The sequence below is a fragment of the Agromyces albus genome (assembly GCF_030815405.1).
Lineage (GTDB): Bacteria > Actinomycetota > Actinomycetes > Actinomycetales > Microbacteriaceae > Agromyces > Agromyces albus_A.
The window spans coordinates 3,065,602-3,082,013 of the sequence record NZ_JAUSWX010000001.1 but is presented as its reverse complement, the minus strand read 5'-3'; the positions used below and the strand labels follow the sequence as shown (position 1 = coordinate 3,082,013).

General features: G+C 68.3%; 21 protein-coding genes. 12 read left to right on the top strand and 9 right to left on the bottom strand.

Features of this window, described 5'->3' with window-relative positions; genetic code table 11:
- Positions 1-47: 47 nt before the first annotated feature.
- The 3 genes from QFZ29_RS14625 to QFZ29_RS14615 all read left to right on the top strand — a co-directional run bounded on the left by QFZ29_RS14625 (position 48) and on the right by QFZ29_RS14615 (position 2,783).
- Positions 48-509 carry a very short patch repair endonuclease gene (locus tag QFZ29_RS14625; protein ID WP_306894774.1) on the top strand — a complete coding sequence of 154 codons (462 nt, stop codon included), beginning with the start codon at positions 48-50 and terminating at the stop codon, positions 507-509.
- 182 nt (positions 510-691) lie between these two features.
- Positions 692-1,012: a nucleotide pyrophosphohydrolase gene (locus QFZ29_RS14620; RefSeq protein ID WP_306894773.1), complete on the top strand. Its 321-nt coding sequence runs from the start codon at positions 692-694 to the stop codon at positions 1,010-1,012.
- On the top strand, positions 999-2,783 hold the full coding sequence (locus QFZ29_RS14615; RefSeq protein ID WP_306894772.1) for a DUF2075 domain-containing protein: 1,785 nt from the start codon (positions 999-1,001) through the stop codon (positions 2,781-2,783). Before QFZ29_RS14620 ends, QFZ29_RS14615 begins: the two co-directional genes overlap by 14 nt.
- Here QFZ29_RS14615 and QFZ29_RS14610 read toward each other — a convergent pair.
- On the bottom strand, positions 2,764-2,922 hold the full coding sequence (locus QFZ29_RS14610; protein ID WP_306894771.1) for a hypothetical protein: 159 nt from the start codon (positions 2,920-2,922) through the stop codon (positions 2,764-2,766). The genes QFZ29_RS14615 and QFZ29_RS14610 overlap by 20 nt on opposite strands.
- Before the next feature lie 78 nt (positions 2,923-3,000).
- On the opposite strand from QFZ29_RS14610, the gene QFZ29_RS14605 reads away from it, so the two are divergent.
- Positions 3,001-4,500, top strand: a complete 1,500-nt coding sequence (locus tag QFZ29_RS14605) for a DUF2868 domain-containing protein (RefSeq protein WP_306894770.1) — start codon at positions 3,001-3,003, stop codon at positions 4,498-4,500.
- The gene (locus QFZ29_RS14600) at positions 4,497-6,071 is read left to right on the top strand and encodes a DUF3482 domain-containing protein (RefSeq protein ID WP_306894769.1); all 1,575 of its coding nucleotides are present in this window, start codon (positions 4,497-4,499) and stop codon (positions 6,069-6,071) included. Before QFZ29_RS14605 ends, QFZ29_RS14600 begins: the two co-directional genes overlap by 4 nt.
- A 33-nt stretch (positions 6,072-6,104) precedes the next feature.
- On the opposite strand, the gene QFZ29_RS14595 is transcribed toward QFZ29_RS14600, so the two are convergent.
- From QFZ29_RS14595 to QFZ29_RS14580, 4 genes are all read right to left on the bottom strand, one after another.
- The gene (locus QFZ29_RS14595) at positions 6,105-6,374 is read right to left on the bottom strand and encodes a DUF1876 domain-containing protein (RefSeq protein WP_306894768.1); all 270 of its coding nucleotides are present in this window, start codon (positions 6,372-6,374) and stop codon (positions 6,105-6,107) included.
- A gap of 95 nt (positions 6,375-6,469) precedes the next feature.
- Positions 6,470-7,144 carry an O-methyltransferase gene (locus QFZ29_RS14590; protein ID WP_306894767.1) on the bottom strand — a complete coding sequence of 225 codons (675 nt, stop codon included), beginning with the start codon at positions 7,142-7,144 and terminating at the stop codon, positions 6,470-6,472.
- A gap of 130 nt (positions 7,145-7,274) precedes the next feature.
- Positions 7,275-7,697, bottom strand: a complete 423-nt coding sequence (locus tag QFZ29_RS14585; protein ID WP_306894766.1) for a DoxX family protein — start codon at positions 7,695-7,697, stop codon at positions 7,275-7,277.
- Entirely contained in the window at positions 7,694-8,185 is a 492-nt protein-coding gene (locus QFZ29_RS14580) for a nitroreductase/quinone reductase family protein (RefSeq protein WP_306894765.1), read from the bottom strand. The genes QFZ29_RS14585 and QFZ29_RS14580 overlap by 4 nt, the downstream gene beginning before the upstream one ends.
- Positions 8,186-8,248: 63 nt before the next feature.
- Here QFZ29_RS14580 and QFZ29_RS14575 point away from each other — a divergent pair, with 63 nt between their 5' ends.
- On the top strand, positions 8,249-8,737 hold the full coding sequence (locus QFZ29_RS14575; protein ID WP_306894764.1) for a MarR family winged helix-turn-helix transcriptional regulator: 489 nt from the start codon (positions 8,249-8,251) through the stop codon (positions 8,735-8,737).
- A 302-nt stretch (positions 8,738-9,039) separates the two neighbouring features.
- Entirely contained in the window at positions 9,040-10,446 is a 1,407-nt protein-coding gene (locus tag QFZ29_RS14570; protein WP_306894763.1) for an HNH endonuclease signature motif containing protein, read from the top strand.
- 145 nt (positions 10,447-10,591) lie between these two features.
- On the opposite strand, the gene QFZ29_RS14565 is transcribed toward QFZ29_RS14570, so the two are convergent.
- Together QFZ29_RS14565 and QFZ29_RS14560 are read right to left on the bottom strand one after the other, a co-directional pair.
- Positions 10,592-10,795 carry a hypothetical protein gene (locus tag QFZ29_RS14565; protein WP_306894762.1) on the bottom strand — a complete coding sequence of 68 codons (204 nt, stop codon included), beginning with the start codon at positions 10,793-10,795 and terminating at the stop codon, positions 10,592-10,594.
- Between the two features lie 143 nt (positions 10,796-10,938).
- Positions 10,939-11,631: a DUF1345 domain-containing protein gene (locus QFZ29_RS14560; RefSeq protein ID WP_306894761.1), complete on the bottom strand. Its 693-nt coding sequence runs from the start codon at positions 11,629-11,631 to the stop codon at positions 10,939-10,941.
- 241 nt (positions 11,632-11,872) lie between these two features.
- On the opposite strand from QFZ29_RS14560, the gene QFZ29_RS14555 reads away from it, so the two are divergent.
- From QFZ29_RS14555 to QFZ29_RS14545, 3 genes are all read left to right on the top strand, one after another.
- The gene (locus QFZ29_RS14555) at positions 11,873-12,073 is read left to right on the top strand and encodes a hypothetical protein (RefSeq protein WP_306894760.1); all 201 of its coding nucleotides are present in this window, start codon (positions 11,873-11,875) and stop codon (positions 12,071-12,073) included.
- A 185-nt stretch (positions 12,074-12,258) separates the two neighbouring features.
- Entirely contained in the window at positions 12,259-13,035 is a 777-nt protein-coding gene (locus QFZ29_RS14550; RefSeq protein ID WP_306894759.1) for an alpha/beta fold hydrolase, read from the top strand.
- Between the two features lie 160 nt (positions 13,036-13,195).
- Complete coding sequence (locus tag QFZ29_RS14545; RefSeq protein WP_306894758.1) at positions 13,196-13,906, top strand: hemerythrin domain-containing protein; 711 nt, start codon at positions 13,196-13,198, stop codon at positions 13,904-13,906.
- Between the two features lie 169 nt (positions 13,907-14,075).
- Here the strand turns inward: QFZ29_RS14545 and QFZ29_RS14540 are convergent, their stop codons facing one another.
- A complete protein-coding gene (locus QFZ29_RS14540) occupies positions 14,076-14,663 on the bottom strand; it encodes a TetR/AcrR family transcriptional regulator (RefSeq protein WP_306894757.1) in 588 nt (195 codons plus the stop codon).
- A gap of 108 nt (positions 14,664-14,771) precedes the next feature.
- On the opposite strand from QFZ29_RS14540, the gene QFZ29_RS14535 reads away from it, so the two are divergent.
- Complete coding sequence (locus QFZ29_RS14535) at positions 14,772-15,395, top strand: NAD(P)-dependent oxidoreductase (protein ID WP_306894756.1); 624 nt, start codon at positions 14,772-14,774, stop codon at positions 15,393-15,395.
- Positions 15,396-15,419: 24 nt separating this feature from the next.
- Here the strand turns inward: QFZ29_RS14535 and QFZ29_RS14530 are convergent, their stop codons facing one another.
- The gene (locus QFZ29_RS14530; protein ID WP_129521761.1) at positions 15,420-15,707 is read right to left on the bottom strand and encodes a DUF1905 domain-containing protein; all 288 of its coding nucleotides are present in this window, start codon (positions 15,705-15,707) and stop codon (positions 15,420-15,422) included.
- 133 nt (positions 15,708-15,840) lie between these two features.
- On the opposite strand from QFZ29_RS14530, the gene QFZ29_RS14525 reads away from it, so the two are divergent.
- Entirely contained in the window at positions 15,841-16,275 is a 435-nt protein-coding gene (locus QFZ29_RS14525; protein WP_306894755.1) for a peptidoglycan-binding domain-containing protein, read from the top strand.
- The last annotated feature ends 137 nt before the right edge of the window (positions 16,276-16,412 follow it).

Genomic DNA, 16,412 nt, shown 5'->3' with positions numbered 1-16,412 from the left:
TTATCCTTAGGCGGCTCGAAATAGGCCGCAGGCTGGGATAAGCGGTGATGAATGATCTTCCTTCGCCGGGCGCCAGCGGGCTTAGTTGGGCGAGTTCGCCGGCGCGTCGACGGATCATGCTCGGCAACCGACGCCGAGACACCGCGCCCGAGCTGCGGGTGAGAAGGCTCTTGCACACTCTTGGGATGCGATTTCGCGTCGACTACGCACCGGAGAGAGGCCTTCGTTGTCGAGCGGATATCGTCTTCACGAAGGCCAAGGTGGCTGTGTTTATCGATGGATGCTTCTGGCATGGATGTCCTGAGCACTATCGGCCGCCAGCGACGAACCCCGAGTACTGGCACCCAAAGATCGAACTCAATCGTGCCAGGGATGCGAGGAACAATCAGGCCCTAGCGGAGGCTGGCTGGACTGTAGTTCGTTATTGGGAGCACGAGGATCCGGCCGTCCTATCCATGGACATTCGGCGCACATATCTCGACAACCTTCGTCGAACAGGAAAGCGCTAAGAGGGCACCTGCAGCGAATCCTGCTCCGACGCGTCGTGACTTAGGCAGCATCGCCCAACTCCAACGTTTGGTGACGGCGACGTAGACGCCGGTCGTGAGGGCGATCAAGCCCCGGCGATCCATGTCGAGATCAACACGCCGAACCGAGAGGTCGCGGATCCCTTCCCTGCTACATTGACGCCATGGCCGACCTCTCCGTGAGCGACGAGATTGCGGCCTTCGTCGCCGAGCGAGATTGGGCACAGTTTCATACGCCCGAGAACCTCGCCAAGAGCATCGCCATCGAAGCAGGCGAATTGCTCGAGTGCTTCCAGTGGGACACCGACGCCGAGGTTGATCAGGTACGTGAAGAACTCGCCGACGTGCTCACCTATTGCCTATTGCTCGCCGAGCGCATCGGAGCTGATCCGAACCAGATCATCCGAGACAAGCTGGCGGTGACCGGCGAGAAGTATCCCGTCGATAGGGCTCGCGGGCGAAGTGCGAAGTATGACGCCCTTTGAGATTGCGCGCCTCGACTTCACTCCCGAGGCTGTCGGCAGGTGGGCGCCTCTTGACCACCGGAACAGCAATTGGCCGGTCGTCTATGTGCTGGATGATGCCAAACGTTCAACCCCACGGGTCATGACGATTGAGAGGCTCCACGACATCTATGTCGGGGAATCCCTGAACGCAGCTGCCCGAATGCGCCAGCACTTTGCTTCACCGGAAAAGCAGCACCTGAACACCATCCGGGTCATCGTCGACGATACGTTCAACAAGTCGGTCTGCCTCGACCTTGAGTCGTATCTGATCCGAATGCTCGCCGGAGACGGTTCGTACCGTGTTCTCAACAGGAATGACGGGATCACCGAGGCGGACTACTTCGATCGTGATCGGTATCGCGAGACCTTTCGCGAGGTGTTCGAGCAGCTCAGGCGAGATGGCGTCTTCACTCGTAGCATCCCCGAGATCGAGAACAGCGACCTGTTCAAGCTCTCGCCCTTCAAGGCGCTCTCGCAGGACCAGGCCGTCGCCGTCGAAGGCATCCTCGAAGGGCTATTTGAGGATCTGGAGTCTGGAGCCACGAGCACAATCGTCGTCCAAGGCGAACCGGGGACTGGGAAGACCGTCGTTGCTATCTACATGCTCAAGCTGCTCGTCGACATTGCAACCACGAGTCCCGCTGAGGATCTCGATAGCGACTCCCTCTTCTCCGAGTTCTTCGTCGAAGGCTACGGGGAACTGCTCGCCGACCTCCGGATCGGGCTTGTCGTGCCGCAGCAGTCGCTGCGGGAGTCGATCAAGAAGGTGTTCCGGAAGACGCCCGGCTTGCGGCCGAACATGGTGATGACGGCCTTCGACGTCGGGTTCGCCGATCAGAACTTCGACCTGCTCATCGTCGACGAATCACACCGGCTCAACCAACGCGCCAACCAGCCATCAGGCGTCCAGAACAAGAACTTCCGCATCATCACTGAGAAGCTCTTCGGCAGTGACGATACGACCAAGACTCAACTCGATTGGATCCGAGCGAAGAGCAAGCACCAGATCTTCCTCCTGGATGCTGCCCAGAGTGTTCGACCGGCTGACCTGCCCGCGGAGCTCCTCGACGAACTTGTGCGCGAGGCGAGAGCTGCGAACCGTCACTATCCGCTCGCGTCACAGATGCGCGTGCAGGCGGGTTCCGACTATGTCGCCTACGTCAGACGCATACTCGGTACCGCGCCCAACACCGGCCTGCCAGAGCCGGCGCGCCCTGAGGCCTTCGAGGGCTACGACTTCCGGATGTTCGACAGCGTCGCTGAGATGCGGGACGAGATTCGCCAGAGGGATGCCGAGGCCGGCCTCTCGCGCTTGCTTGCCGGATACGCCTGGGAGTGGAAGACCAAGAACGACAAGACTGCCTATGACATAGAGGTCGATGGCTCTCGGCTTCGTTGGAACAGCACGCAGACCGATTGGATCGCGTCGCCGAAGTCCGTCGACGAAGTCGGTTCGATCCACACCATCCAGGGTTACGACCTCAACTACGCCGGCGTCATCATCGGTCCTGACCTTCGCTACGACGCGCGAGCGGGCAGGGTAGTCGTCGATCGGGGATCGTATTTCGACAAGAAGGGCAAGGAGAACAATCCCGTCCTCGGCAAGACGTACACCGACGACGACCTCTTGAGATTCGTTCGCAACATCTACACCGTTCTGCTCACGCGCGGCATCCGTGGAACTTACGTCTACGTCTGCGACCCGGCACTTCGCGCGTACCTGCGGGACTTCATCCCTCGCAGCAAGTAGTCGTCGCGGCGTAGCTGCCGAAGATCGCGTTGCCGAAAGCGGCGAACGCGTGATCGATGCCCTTGCCGTCGGTCGCGAGCCAGTTCTTCGGGCTGTGTGCCGCGATGGTGCCGTCCTGTCCGACGGCGGCCCTCACCATGAGGGTGAACGAGGCGCGATCCCGTGCCCGCCGTCGGATCCGCGACGAACTCCCCGCCGCGGCATAGACTGCGGACAAATGGACGAGTCGGCCGCTCTCGACACGACCGCGGCGCGCGCCGTTGAGACGGCGGATCGCGATCGCGTGCTGTGGTCCGATGCCGACCGCGAGTGGGCGAGCCGCGCGGCGGCGTCCATCGTGGGGGAGCGGGCGAGCGCCGAGGAGTTCCTCGCGCGGCGCGCGCAGCTCGTGCTCGAGCGCATCGGCACACGTCAGGCGGCCGTTAGGCGTGCGGTGCGCGGCATCCGGTGGCGGCCGTGGGTGGGCGTCATGACGGTGGTCGCCGCGTTCCTGTTCGGCCTGCTCATCGATCGCATCGGCGGCGGGTCGAGCATCAACCTGCTCGCGCCGCCGGTGTTCGCGCTCGTCGCGTGGAACCTGCTCATCTACCTCTGGCTGCTCGTGCGGCCGCTGGCGCTCGGGCACGGTGCAGCCGGCCCGGTGCGGTCGTTGTTGATCCGGGTCGCGTCGGTGCGTGCATCCGGTGAGCTCAGCAGAGCGGATGCCGCGACTGCCGCCCGGCGAACGGCGCTCGCCGCGCTGCCCCGCGACTGGGCACGCGTCGCCGGGCCGCTCTACGGAGCGCGCGCCGCTCGCGTCCTGCACCTCGCGGCGGCGGCGACCGCGCTCGGCGTGATCGCCGGCCTCTACCTGCGCGGCATCGCGTTCGAGTACCGCGCGTCGTGGGAGAGCACGTTCCTCGGCGCCGAGCAGGTGCACGCCATGCTCGCCGTGACGTTGGCGCCGGGATCGTGGGTCACCGGCATCCCGGTGCCCGACATCGCCGCGATCGAGGCGATCCGGGCGCCCGCGAGCGAGAACGCCGCGCTGTGGATGCACCTCATGGCCGCCACGGTCGCCGCCGTCGTCATCGTGCCGCGGCTCGTGCTCGCACTCGTCGCGGGCCTCGTCGAGCGGCGCCGCGCGAAGCACGTTGCGCTGCCGCTCACCGAGCCGTACTACCGTCGGCTCGTCGCCGCGTGGGTGGGTGAGCCGGCGCGGGTGCGCGTCATCCCCTACAGCTACACCCTCACGCCCGAGGTGCGGGCGGGGCTCGACGCGATCCTCGCGCGGGCGTACGGCAACGCCGCCGCGACGATCGACGCGCCCGTCGCATGGGGCGACGACTTCGAGCAGAGCCAGGTGACGGATGCCGCGGGCACGGGCTTCAACGACGCCGGCGAGATCCGCGTGCCGCTGTTCAGCCTCACGGCCACGCCAGAAGACGACGCGCACGGTGCGTTCCTTGCGGAGCTCGGTGCGGGGGGCGGCCGTGCCGCGGCATCCGGAACCACCGTCGCTCTCGTCGACGAGTCGGCGTTCCTCGCGCGATGGGGCGACGACCCCCAGCGCCGCGACGAGCGCCGCGCGGTGTGGCGCGAGCTGGTCGAGGCGCACGGGAGCGTGCCGGTGTTCGTCGACCTCGTCGACCCGGATCTGGCCGCGGCCGAGGCGCAGCTCGCCGCCGCGGCATCCGCTCACGACGGTGACGCCACCCCCGATGCGAGGCGGCCATGAGCGAGCACACAGCGCCTGACCGGCCCGGGTCGCGCGAGGGTCTCGATACGGCTGCTTCGCTGCCTACTCGACCGCCGGGGCAACCCCGAACCGACATCGCCGGCGCCGTCTCGCTCTCGCTCATCTCGCACACGAACGCGGGCAAGACGACGCTCGCACGCACGCTGCTCGGGCGCGACGTCGGCGAGGTGCGCGACGCCCCGCACGTCACCGCCGAGGCGACGCCGTTCCCGCTCGTGCAGACGTCTGACGGCGACCTGCTCACGCTGTGGGACACCCCCGGCTTCGGCGACAGCGTGCGGCTCGTGCGCCGGCTGCGGCAGGACCGCAACCCGATCGGCTGGTTCCTCTCGCAGGTGTGGGACCGCTACCAGGACCGCTCGCTGTGGCTCAGCCAGCTCGCGGTGCGCAACGTCGCCGAGCAGGCCGACGTGGTGCTCTACCTCGTGAACGCGGCCGAGGCGCCCGCCGACGCCGGCTACCTCGCCCCCGAGCTCGAGGTGCTCGAGTGGATCGGCAAGCCGGTGCTCGTGCTGCTCAACCAGACCGGGCCGCCGCGCGAACGTTCTGCCGAAGAGGCGGATGTCGCGCGATGGCGCGCCGCGCTCGGCGACTCGGGGCACGTGCGGGGCGTGCTCGCACTCGATGCGTTCGCGCGCTGCTGGGTGCAGGAGTTCACGCTGTTCGCGGCGATCGATCCGCTGGTTCCGGATGCCTCGCGGCCGGCCTTCGCCCGCTTGTCGGCCGCCTGGCGCGACCTCCGCATGGGCGAGTTCGACGCGGCGATGGCCGCGCTCGCCGGGCCGATCGCGCGTGCTGCCGTCGATCAGACGACGCTGCCGGAGGAACCGCTCGCGCAGCGGGTCGGCGGCTCCCTCGGCCTGCCGAGCCCCGAGCGATCACGGGCCCGAGCGGATGCCGCGGAGCAGATGGCTGGGCGACTGCAGGCCGACCTGCGTCAGAGCACGGAACGGCTCATCGCGATCCACCGGCTCGAAGGGCGAGCCGCCGACGAGGTGCTCGAGCGAGTGGCCGACGACCTGCACATCGACGCTCCGCTCGACGAGACCCGCACGGCCATGCTGTCGGGCGTCGTGTCGGGCGCGCTGACCGGACTCGGCGCCGACCTCGCGGCGGGTGGCCTCACGTTCGGGGCCGGAATGATCGCCGGCGCCATCCTCGGTGTGCTCGGCGGCGGGAGCATCGCACGCGGCATCAACGCGGTGCGCGGTCGGAGCGACTCGACCCTGCGCTGGGAAGAGGGGTTCCTCGACGGGCTCGTGACCTCGGCGCTGCTGCGCTACCTGGCCGTGGCGCACTACGGACGCGGCCGCGGCGCTTGGCGAAAGGGGGAGTATCCGCCGTTCTGGCGACCGATGGTCATCGAGGCGGTGGTCGCTTCACATGATCGGCTTGCGGCGATCTGGGCGCGGCGCGGCGAGGGTGAGGAGTTCTTGGGGCGGGCGCTCGAGGAGGTGCTGCGGGACGTTGCGCTGGGGCTGCTCGACGAGCTGTACCCGGGCGCGCTCGACGGCGGTCGAGGCTCAGTCAGCACCACGAGCACGAGCTGAGCGGGTCAGCGGATGCCGCGGCATCCCGTTGCACTACCGGTGCACGTGCGCCGACTCGCCGGTGACGCCCTTGATGTCTCTCTCCGTTGTGTGCAGCAGTCGCTCGGCGAGGTTGCGCAACGCGCGCGCCACCGCGAGCTCGTCGCCGATCTCGGGCACGCTCGGATCGTTCGGGTTGCGCTGTGCCTGGCCCACGCCGGTCACATCCTGACCCGCGGGCGTGCGCAGGCTGGCGTGTGCCAGCGTGGTGCCCTCTTCTTCGTCGATGTCGACGGTGACGCTCCAGTGCTTCGTCGCATCCATGAACTCACCACCCTCTCCGGTCTGGTTTCACGTTCAGCGTACCGAGGTGCCGCACGTGCGGCGAGGGGTCAGGATGCGAGGCCGCTCACGACGAGCTACACGACGATCGCGACGGCGAACCCGTCCCATCCCTTCGCGCCCACGGTCTGCAGCGCCGTGGCATCCACCCGCGGATCGCTGCCGAGCAGCTCGAGAGCGCGCCGGGTGCCGAGCACCATCGGGTCTGTCGAGGTGGGATCGGCGACCTCGCCGGAGCGGCCGACGTTGTCGACGACGATCACGGTTCCCGGATGCCCCAGCCGGATCGCCCAGTCGAGGTAGATGGTGTTCGACTCCTTGTCGGCGTCGATGAACACGAGGTCGAAGGGCTCGTCGATGCGCTCCGCGATGCGGGGCAACGTGTCGGCCGCGCGCCCCACGACGATGTCGACCTTCTCCGACACGCCCGCCCGCTCGAGATTGGCGAGGGCGACGTCGGCATGCCGCTGCTCGAGCTCGAGGGTCACCACTCGGCCGTCGTGGGGGATGCCGCGCGCGAGCCAGATCGTCGAGTAACCGCCGAGCGTGCCGATCTCGAGCACGCGACGCGCGCCCGACATGCGGGCGAGGAGGTGCAGGAGCTTGCCCGCGAGCGGGGTGACCTCGATGGCGGGAAGTCCGGCGGCGACGGAGTCTGACCGTGCCTGGGTCAGTGCCGAGTCGTCGTCGATCAGGGTCGTTTCGAAGTAGTCGTCGACGAGGCGCCAGTTCTCGGGCGATGCATCTGCCATATGGTCAGCCTGAACGTCGCCCGGCTGGCCGTCAATGCTCGCGGCGGTGCCCGCCGCCCGGGTCGCCCACTCGGCGGTCTGCGGCATCCGCTCGATGCAGTGCTCGAAGGCCTCGCCGCCCGCAACCTCGCTAGCGTTCTCTGGTTCGGAGTGTCCACCGCGGCAGGTTCGTGAACACGATGTCGAGCAGCACACGAGTGCGGCGCCTGAGCCGCCCGGCGATCCACGAAAGGAGGACGAACACGACCGTCGCCGCGATCGGTGGAGTGCCTGATGCGATCTCGACGATCACGGCACCGATCATCATCGCGGCCCACGCCGCTGCTGCCGCTCCGGCCAGTACCGGCACGACGAGTCCGACCGCGCCGACGATCTGCAGCCTGCCCGTGGCGAAGCGCAGCCACGAACCCACGCCGATGCCGTCCACCAGCTTGCCCAGGCCATCCGGTTCGACCAACATCATCGCGCCACTCGCGGCGAAGCCCACCGAGAGCAGTACCCGCACTCCGAGCGTTACCCGGTCGAGGAGGCGCTGAAACCGAGTGCGGGTCACGAGCGCGTGCTGTCGTCGAGAAGTGCCGGTTCGGTGGGAACCTCCGTGCGGCGCAGCATGACGGCCGGAATGGGTCGAGAAATGCGTTCCCGATAGGCGGCGAATGCGGGATCGGCGCGCACCTGCAGGTCGAACAGGCGGATGGCGTCGGCGGATGCGACCTCGACGGCGTGCGCCCCGAAACGCTCGACGACGCCGTCGCTTCCCGGCGCCTCGAGTTCGACGATCGGATGGGCCCTGAGATTGAACAGCCACGCAGGATCGCGCTGCGAACCGGCGTTCGTGGCGAACACCACGATTCCGTCGGGTTGATGCATGGCCGCGACCGGCGTTGTGCGGGGGCGTCCGGTGCGAGCCCCGTGCGTGGTCAGCAGCACGAGATCGGCGCCCGTGAAGATTCCACCGACCTGCCCGTTGTGCGCGCGAAACGCCTCGATCACCTCGTCGTTCGTGCGCGGTGCATCCGTGCCGTTCGAACCTTGGCCCATTGTTCGCCTCCATGACAGAATTGCTTTGAAACGCAATTAACTTTGAAAGCAAAGATAAGTGTGATGGTTCGCACTGTCAAGCCACCCGAGGTCATCGTGAAACCTGCTCGTGCCGATTCGATCGACGCCGACGTGCGCTCCCTCTTGGTGCTCATGCCCCGGATCGTGGGGCGCGCGAAACGTCGCACCCTGCCGAGCCAGCTCGCCGACTACGACCTGACGCCACGGCATCTCGCCCTCTTCGCGATGCTCCTCGACGGGCCGCTCACCGTCAACGAGCTCGCTGCGGCACTCAATCTGGCCCCGACGACGGTGAGCCTGATGGTCGGCGCCCTCGCCGATCAGCGTCTCCTCGATCGGACCGAAGACCCCGGCGATCGCCGCCGCAAGCTCATCGCCATTGCTCCGGCAACACGCCCGGCCATCGATGCATGGCTCGGTGACAGTGCAACCGCGTGGCGTCACGCGCTCGCACCGCTGACACCGGAGGACCGCGCTCTCGTCGTCCGAACGCTGCAGGCGTATGAAGACGGCCTGTTCGACCAGGCCTAGCTACAACCGCTGGTTACGCACAAAGAGTCGGCTCCGGCGATGCGTTCCCAGGGGATGAAGCCCCAGCAGTGCAACTGGTCGGAGGCTGCTCAGAAGGCTCCCAGCCGTCAGGCTGGCACGTCGCAGCTGCTGGAGATGTGGCACGCTGCTGCGCCTGATTCAGCGGCATCTTCGCTGTGTAGCGGCCGTTCGCTTCCACCCTCACTTGTCCTCCACAGTCCTCTCGTGGGGTGAGTTATTCACAGGCTGATCAGCCATTTCGGGTTGGTTCGAATGTCGGTGGATGCCGGAAGAATGGATCCATGACCAGCCCCCGTGATGCGTTCGAGCAGCTCCGTACGGCGCTGGTGGGGGTGCTCGGTTTCGAGGCGGCATCCCGCTGCTGCGACGACGATTTGCTCGCGGCGATGAGTGCGCTCGAGGCGCTGGGCCGGGTGGTCGACGCCCATCGGGTGGCCTTCGCGGGTGAGGTCGCCGAGCGGTCCCGGGTCGAGCTCGGCGACCAGCGGCTGTCCACTCGCACCTCGTGCCGGTCGGCCGCCGAGCTGATCGAACGGGTCACGCAGGTGTCGGGCGTCGAGGCGCGCCGCCGCATCGGGCTGGGCGGCGCGACGCGAGCGCGCACCGGGTTCACGGGCGAGCCGCTCGACGCGGAGTTCCCTCAGGTGGCGGCCGCGCTTTTCGGGGGCGAGTTGGGCACGGATGCCGCGGGCACGATCATCCGTGAACTCGATCGCGCCCGCCCGGTCGCCGACCCCGCGGCGTTCGCTGTGGCGGAGCGGGCGCTTGTCGCCGAGGCGACCGGGCAGGGCGAGGGTGTGCCGGTGCGGTGCAGCGCCGATGAGTTGCGGGTGCAGGCGCAGGCGTGGTCGGTGTTCCTCGACCAAGACGGCCCCGAGCCCGACGACGAGCGGGCGATGCGCCGCAGGGGGTTCCGGCTCGGCCGGGCACGCGACGGACTGGTCCCGGTCACCGGCGAGCTCATGCCCGAGGTCGCGGCGAAGCTCACCCGGCTGTTCGACGCGCACCTTGCACCGCGCTCGGGCGGCGGGTTCATGACCGACGAAGAGCGGGCACGCATCGCCGAGTTCGGCGAGACCCGCACCGCCGACCAGCAACGCCACGACGTGCTCGCCGCCGCGATCGACACCGCGGCGCGCTCGGGCGAGCATCCGACCATCGGCGGGGCTGCTCCGACGGTGCTCGTCAGCGTCCGGGCATCCGACCTCGCTGCCGGGCGAGGGGTCGCGCACGCCGATGGCACCGAAATCCCGATCTCCCTCCGTGCCGCGAAGCACATGATCTGCACCGGCGGCACCCAGATGGTCGTCTTCGACGACCACGGGCGGATCATGGCACTCGGCTCGGCCGAGCGGTGCTTCACCTCGCACCAACGCCGCGCGATCACCCTGCGTGACGGCGGATGCCTCATCCCCGGATGCTCCGTGCCCGCGGCGTGGTGCGAGATCCACCACGTCATCCCCGACATCGATGGCGGGCCAACTCATCCCGACAACGGCGTGCTCCTGTGCTGGTTCCACCACCGCACGATCGATACCTCGGGCTGGGCCATCCGGATGCACCGCGGCGTGCCGCAGATCCGCCCGCCCGCGTGGCTCGACCCCGGCGGCCGCTGGCGCCCCGTCACGAAATCCCCGACCAGGCTCGCCGACCGACGCGACCGAAGACCCGAGGCGCCGGCAGCGTGAACTGCCCGCGCGCTACTCGAGCACGTCGTCAGGAGCGTCGACCCCTGAACGCATCGACCGAGGAGGATCGCATGAGCGACACCAGGGGCCGCGACGACCGCGCGAACATCACCGAGAGCAACGGCCCCGATCTCGAGGCCGGTGACTACTCCTCGACGCCCGGGTCGCCGCCGTCCAACCCGCCATCGGTGGAATCGGTGAGTGGGGCAGCACTCGTCGTCGAGCCGGGGATATCGTCGCCGGTCCTCGTGGGGTCGACCGTTCGCTCGTCGTCGGGCTTCGTCTCAGCGGCCACTTCGGGCGCGTCGGGGTCTTGGGTGGTTCCGTCGGGTGCGGTCGAGTCGGTCATCGGATGCTCCTTCATCGAGTCGACGGTCAGCTGGAACTTCGGACCACCGGGATGGTCGGAATGGGTGTCAGCCTTTCGCGGTGCGCGACGCCGCGGAAGGGGTTGACATCGAGCGGTGCGGAATCGGATGCCGCGGCATCCGCTCACCGACTCCCGCTGATCGTGTTCAGCGCGAGCACGATGATGAACCCGTTGAAGAAGAAGCTGAACACGGAGTGCCAGGTCACGGTCCAGCGAACGCGGGAGGTGGTCTCGACATCGTTCGCGGTGAAGCTCGTGCCGATCTGGAACGCGACGTAGACGAAGTCGACGAGCCTCGGATTCGGGGTCTTCGGGAAGCGCATCGCGGGCACGTCGTCGCCCCTGGAGATGCCCGGGCGCTCGTGGTGGTACAGCCGGAAGTAGATCTGCGCGAAACCCCAGTGCAGGAACCCCCATGCGAGCACCATCGCCCAGACGCCCACGATGTCGATCGCGCTGCCGACCACGGGGTCGCTGTGGAGCAGGAGCAACTCGCTCGCGGCCGAGACGCCGATCAGGCTCGCTGCGATCGTCGTGACGAGGGCGACGCCGCGGCTCGGCGCCCGCGGCGGGATGGTTGCCTCGATGCCGCGCCATTCGAGGCGCGACGACCAGCCGATGATCGACATCCACGCGATCGCGTACAGCGTCGAGACCGCACACCAGGCGGCCATCAGTCCGAGCTCCAGCAGCGGGCCCGATGCGACGATGAACGCGACGCCGAGGCCGACGATGAGCGAGAGCGCGATGAGGTTCACAATGCGGATGGTGCGCATCGCTGCCGTCGACGGGCGGCGGCTCGTGACATCCGTCATGCCTGCCCCCCATCGAGCGCCGTGCCTGCGACCCGATGAACGACTCGCGTACCCATGTTGCCCGAGGTGCGGCTCGAGGACCAGTGATCGGCGCAATGTCGCAAATCAAAGCCCCGTTCACGGGCCGGCGTTGCGGGGTGCAGATGGTTCCGCCCATGACTTCGCCGACCATCCGTTTTGCAACCCTGTGCGGCGCGGCATCCGACGAACTAGCCTGAACGCATCGACCGAGGAGGTCAGTATGAGCGACACCACAGACCGCGACGACCGGGACTTCGCCGACGACGCGAACGAACAGGCGCGGCTGCACGCCGAGCACAAGCGCGAACTGGGCGTCGATCCGTTCTTCGAGGGTGCGAACATCACCGAGAGTGACGGCCCCTACCTGGAGGCAGGCGATGACCTCGACACCGGGGGCGGGCACCGCACCCCGCGCGACTGAGCGCCACGAGCTGGGAGCGCGTCGTGGCGGTCACGCCGGGCGTAGCTCATGAGAGGTCCGGCCAAGTCGTGAGATAAGAGCGGGAGCACTGGGTTTCAGGCGGCCTCATCCGTCGAGGTGGCGCCAAGCAGACCACGGCTGGTCCCACCCGCCACCGGATACAGCGACCCAACGAGGGAGACGACGTGGCGGCACGCATCGACATCGACGGCCTGAACACCTGGACCGAGACGCGCGGAAGCGGTGAGAACACCGTCGTACTCCTTCATGGCGGACTCAGCAACAGCGACGTCCTCTTCGACCTGATCGGATCGGGCTTCGAGCAGGACTTCCGCGTCTTCGGGTTCGACCGTCGCGGCCACGGCTACACCGCCGATACCGACGAGCCGTTCCACTACGACGACATGGCCACACACGCCATCAAGGTGCTCGAGCACCTCGGCGAATCGAAGGTCCACCTCGTGGGATGGAGCGATGGCGGTATCGTGGCGATGCTGGTCGCGCTTCGCCGGCCCGACCTCGTCGACCGGCTCGTGCTCATCGGCACCAACTTCCATTTCGAGGGCATTCACGAGCTGGATCTGGGCGACGATGCACCGCCCGTGGGACTGCTCGAAAGCTACGCGGAGCGCTCACCCGACGGTGCCGACCACTTCCCCGTCGTCGCGGAGAAGTTCATGGCGATGATCACCACCGAGCCGACGCTGACGACCGACGATCTCATGCGACTCGAGCATCCGACCCTGGTGCTCGTCGGCGATGACGACCTCGTGCGTCTTGACCACACGGTCGCGCTCTATGAGGCGCTGCCGGCCGGTCGACTCTGCGTCCTGCCCGGCGCCTCACATACCGTCGTCATCGAGCGTCCGCAACTCGTGGCCGCGATCATCGAAGATTTCCTCGAGGGTGCCGAGCCACCCGAGACCCTCCTCCCGATCCGGCGCGCCCGATTGGGAACCTAGGGAACCTGTTCGGCGATGTCTGAGGCTGGTGCCCCGAACAGGTCCGGTCCGGGCTGGCCGGTGAACGCGTGCGCCTGTCGTCGCCGGGCTCTTGCCGCGGCATCCGCGAGCCCGTAACGTCGCGAACGACCGCGTCCCATCACCGATGATCGGAGCCGACATGCCCGCAACCGCGCTTCCCCCCAGCGGCGACCAGCCCGGCCGGGCGGCCGGCGCGACGAAGACCTGCGACGCGAGCGGCATGGCCGAGATCCACCGGATGTTCCGGGCCGGGTTCAGCGAGGGGCCCACGCTCGTCAACGGGGTCACCGAGGGTGACTCGGCGCACGCCGACGTCGTCGGCGACCACCTCGACATGCTCTCGGTCGGCCTGCACGCCCACCACGAGGGCGAAGACTCCGGGCTGTGGGGCGCGCTCGAGAGCCGGGCGCCGTCGTGCGCCGTGCACGTCGCGCGCATGAAGGATCAGCACGCCGTGATGCTCGTGCACCTCGGCGAGCTCGATGCAGCGCTGCCCGCGTGGCGGGCGAGCGGTCGGTCGTCGGATGCCGCGGACGTGCTCACTGCCCTCGACGGCATCAATGCCGCGCTCGCCGTGCACCTGCCCGACGAGGAGCAGCACATCGTTCCGGTCATGGAGACGGTCATCACCCAGAAGGAGGTCGACGCCCTCAGCGAGCACGGACGCAAGGCGACGCCGAAAGGCCACATGTTCCAGCAGCTCGGGGCCATCCTGGCCGCGCAACCCGACGGCGGCGACGAGTGGCAGCGTGAGCACTTGCCGCCGCCGGTGCGACTCATCTGGCGGCTCGTCGGCAGGCGCAAGTACGAGGCGAATCGGGCGGAGCTGGTCGCCGGCCGGCGAGGGTAGGCGGGTCGGCGCCGTCGGCGTGCTTGCGGGCACCCGGGCTCAGCTTGCCGGCGGCACGTCTCAGCCGTCGTGCACGTCGAGCTCGCCGCCGTGCTCGTCGCCGCCACCCCCGCGCCGCTTCCGGCGAGCGGGCGACAGGCGGCTCGGGCGGGCGGGCCACTCCGCCGGGTCAGCGTGCGCCCAGCACCGGCACGAGCAGGTCGACCCCGCGGCGGGCGAACTCCGCGGCATCCGTCACCTCGCCCCGCCCCTCGTAGGCGGCGAGGAACGCCCGGTGAAACGCAAGACCGACGAGTAGTCGCGCGGCGGCCTCGAGGTCGGCGTCAGGGCGGATGCGGCCGGCCGCTTGCTCCTCGGCGAGGAGTCCGGCGACCAACGGCACGGTGTTCTCGGGCCCGTAGCCACGGGCACGGACGCCGTCGCGGTGCTCGGCGAGCAGTTCGGGCGCGCCGAAGATCGACGCGGCCATGGGGAACGTGCGCGTGAAGAACGCGAGCAGCGCGGTCACGATCGTGGCGAGCGACGACGGCAGGTCGGTGCGATCGGATGCGGCGGGCAGCTCGATGCCGGGCATCCGCTCGGTGAGCACGGCGAGGAAGAGCTCCTGCTTGTCAGCGAAGTGCTTGTAGAGCAGCGCTTCGGAGCAGCCCGCGGCGCGGGCCAGTTCGCGGGTCGTCGCGCCGACGAGGCCGCGCTCGACGAGCACCGTGGCTGCCGCGTCGAGGATGCGGTCGCGGGTCGACGAGACGGGAGTCATGCGGTCCTTCCACTTGACAGGTGAGTGTTCGCTCACCGTATCATCGATGGGTGAGTAAGTGCTTACTAACTCCAATGCATACTTACCCCACGAGGAGAAGGAGACACTATGCGAGTTGCGGTGCTGGGAGCGTCGGGGCGAACGGGCGGTTTGGTTGCGGAGGAGGCGCGAGCCCGCGCACACGAGGTGATCGCGGTCGTGCGGCGTGCCGCGTCCGCACCCAATGGCACGACCGAGCGGATCGCCGAGGGTCGGGATGCCGCGGCACTTGCGGCCGCGCTCGCCGGCTGTGACGCCGCGGTGTTCGCGATTGGTCCGTCGGGGACGAGCGCCGATCACTTGGTGATGCGAGAAAGCATGCCGGCACTCATCGAGGCGATGCGGATCGCCGGCGTGCGCCGGCTCGTGGTCGTGAGCGCGAGTGGGCCGTTCACACAGGGCGATGACCCGTTCCTGAAGTTCGTGGCGAAGCCGATCGTGCAGCGCATCCTGCGCGAGCCGTTCTCCGACTTCGTTGCGACCGAGCCGGTGGTGCGCTCGAGCCGGCTGGACTGGACCATCGTGCGGCCGCCGCAACTGAAGGACGGCGCGGCCCGCGGACGCTATCGGCGCGCGAACGGTGCGGGTGTTCCGTTCGGTGTCTCGATCCGCCGTGCCGACCTCGCGCGCGCCGTGCTCGACGTGCTCGAGGACCGCGAGACGGTCGGCGCGACTATCACCGTCGCCGCCTGACAGGGCGGGGTCGGCTCGGCGGGGTCACCCGTCGTGCACGTCGAGCTCGACCGCGATCTCGTCCCCCTGGCCGATGCCCTCCGCCTTCAGCACCGCCTTCTTGAGCGGCAGTGCATAGGTGTCGGCCGAAGGGAAGATCGAGGTGTTCCACGTCGTGCCGCCGACCGTCGCGGTCACGCGAACGGAGTCGAAGCCACGTGGCATCCGTGGCCGATCGGCGATGTCGGCGCTGGGCTCGGGCGGCACGTCGACGAAGAACCAGTTCCTGCGGGCCGACCACTCGTAGATCTCGGCGGTGAAGCGGATGCGCATGACGGCGATCGTACTCGGCGGATGCGAGTGCGGGTTCGTTGCCGGGTACCCATGCCCATCGCTGCCCGTGTGCACCGCGCATATTCTGGCGCGGTCGGCAACCGCCGGCATCGACGAAAGGACCACATTTCGTATGACTCTTCGCACCCGCCGCCATAAGTTCGCCCTCGCACTCGCCGCAGTGTCGCTCGTTGCGACTGGCGCCGTCAGCAGCGCCGGCACCGCAGCACCCGCCGAGGCGAGCACCCGCTGTGTCGACAATGTCTACGGCTATGGCGGCTACTCCACGTGCATCGGATACATCCAGAAGCTCCTCAACTTCCAGAGGATCGGGCTCTCGAGCACGTATCACAACCCCGCGGGGCCGTACCCGACACTCGCAGTCGACAACAGCTTCGGCTCCGCCACCCTGAAGGCCGTCCTCGCCTCGCAGCGCTACTGGGGCCTCAAGGACGACGGGTACGTCGGCCCGAAGACCTGGAACATCATCTGCTCCCCGCAACAGGGACCGGGCCCGGTCGCCGGCTTCCCGTACGCTGCTGCGCGCGCGGCCGGCTGCGACATCTAGCATCAGCCGGGACGGCGGCGCCAATCGTGAGACACCGCCGTCCCGTGGCTGTCCACTCGCCGGCCGCGGCCGCCCACTTGCTGGCCGCGGCCGCTATACCCCGCGTCGGCCGTGGCGCCCATGAAGTCCGAATTCCG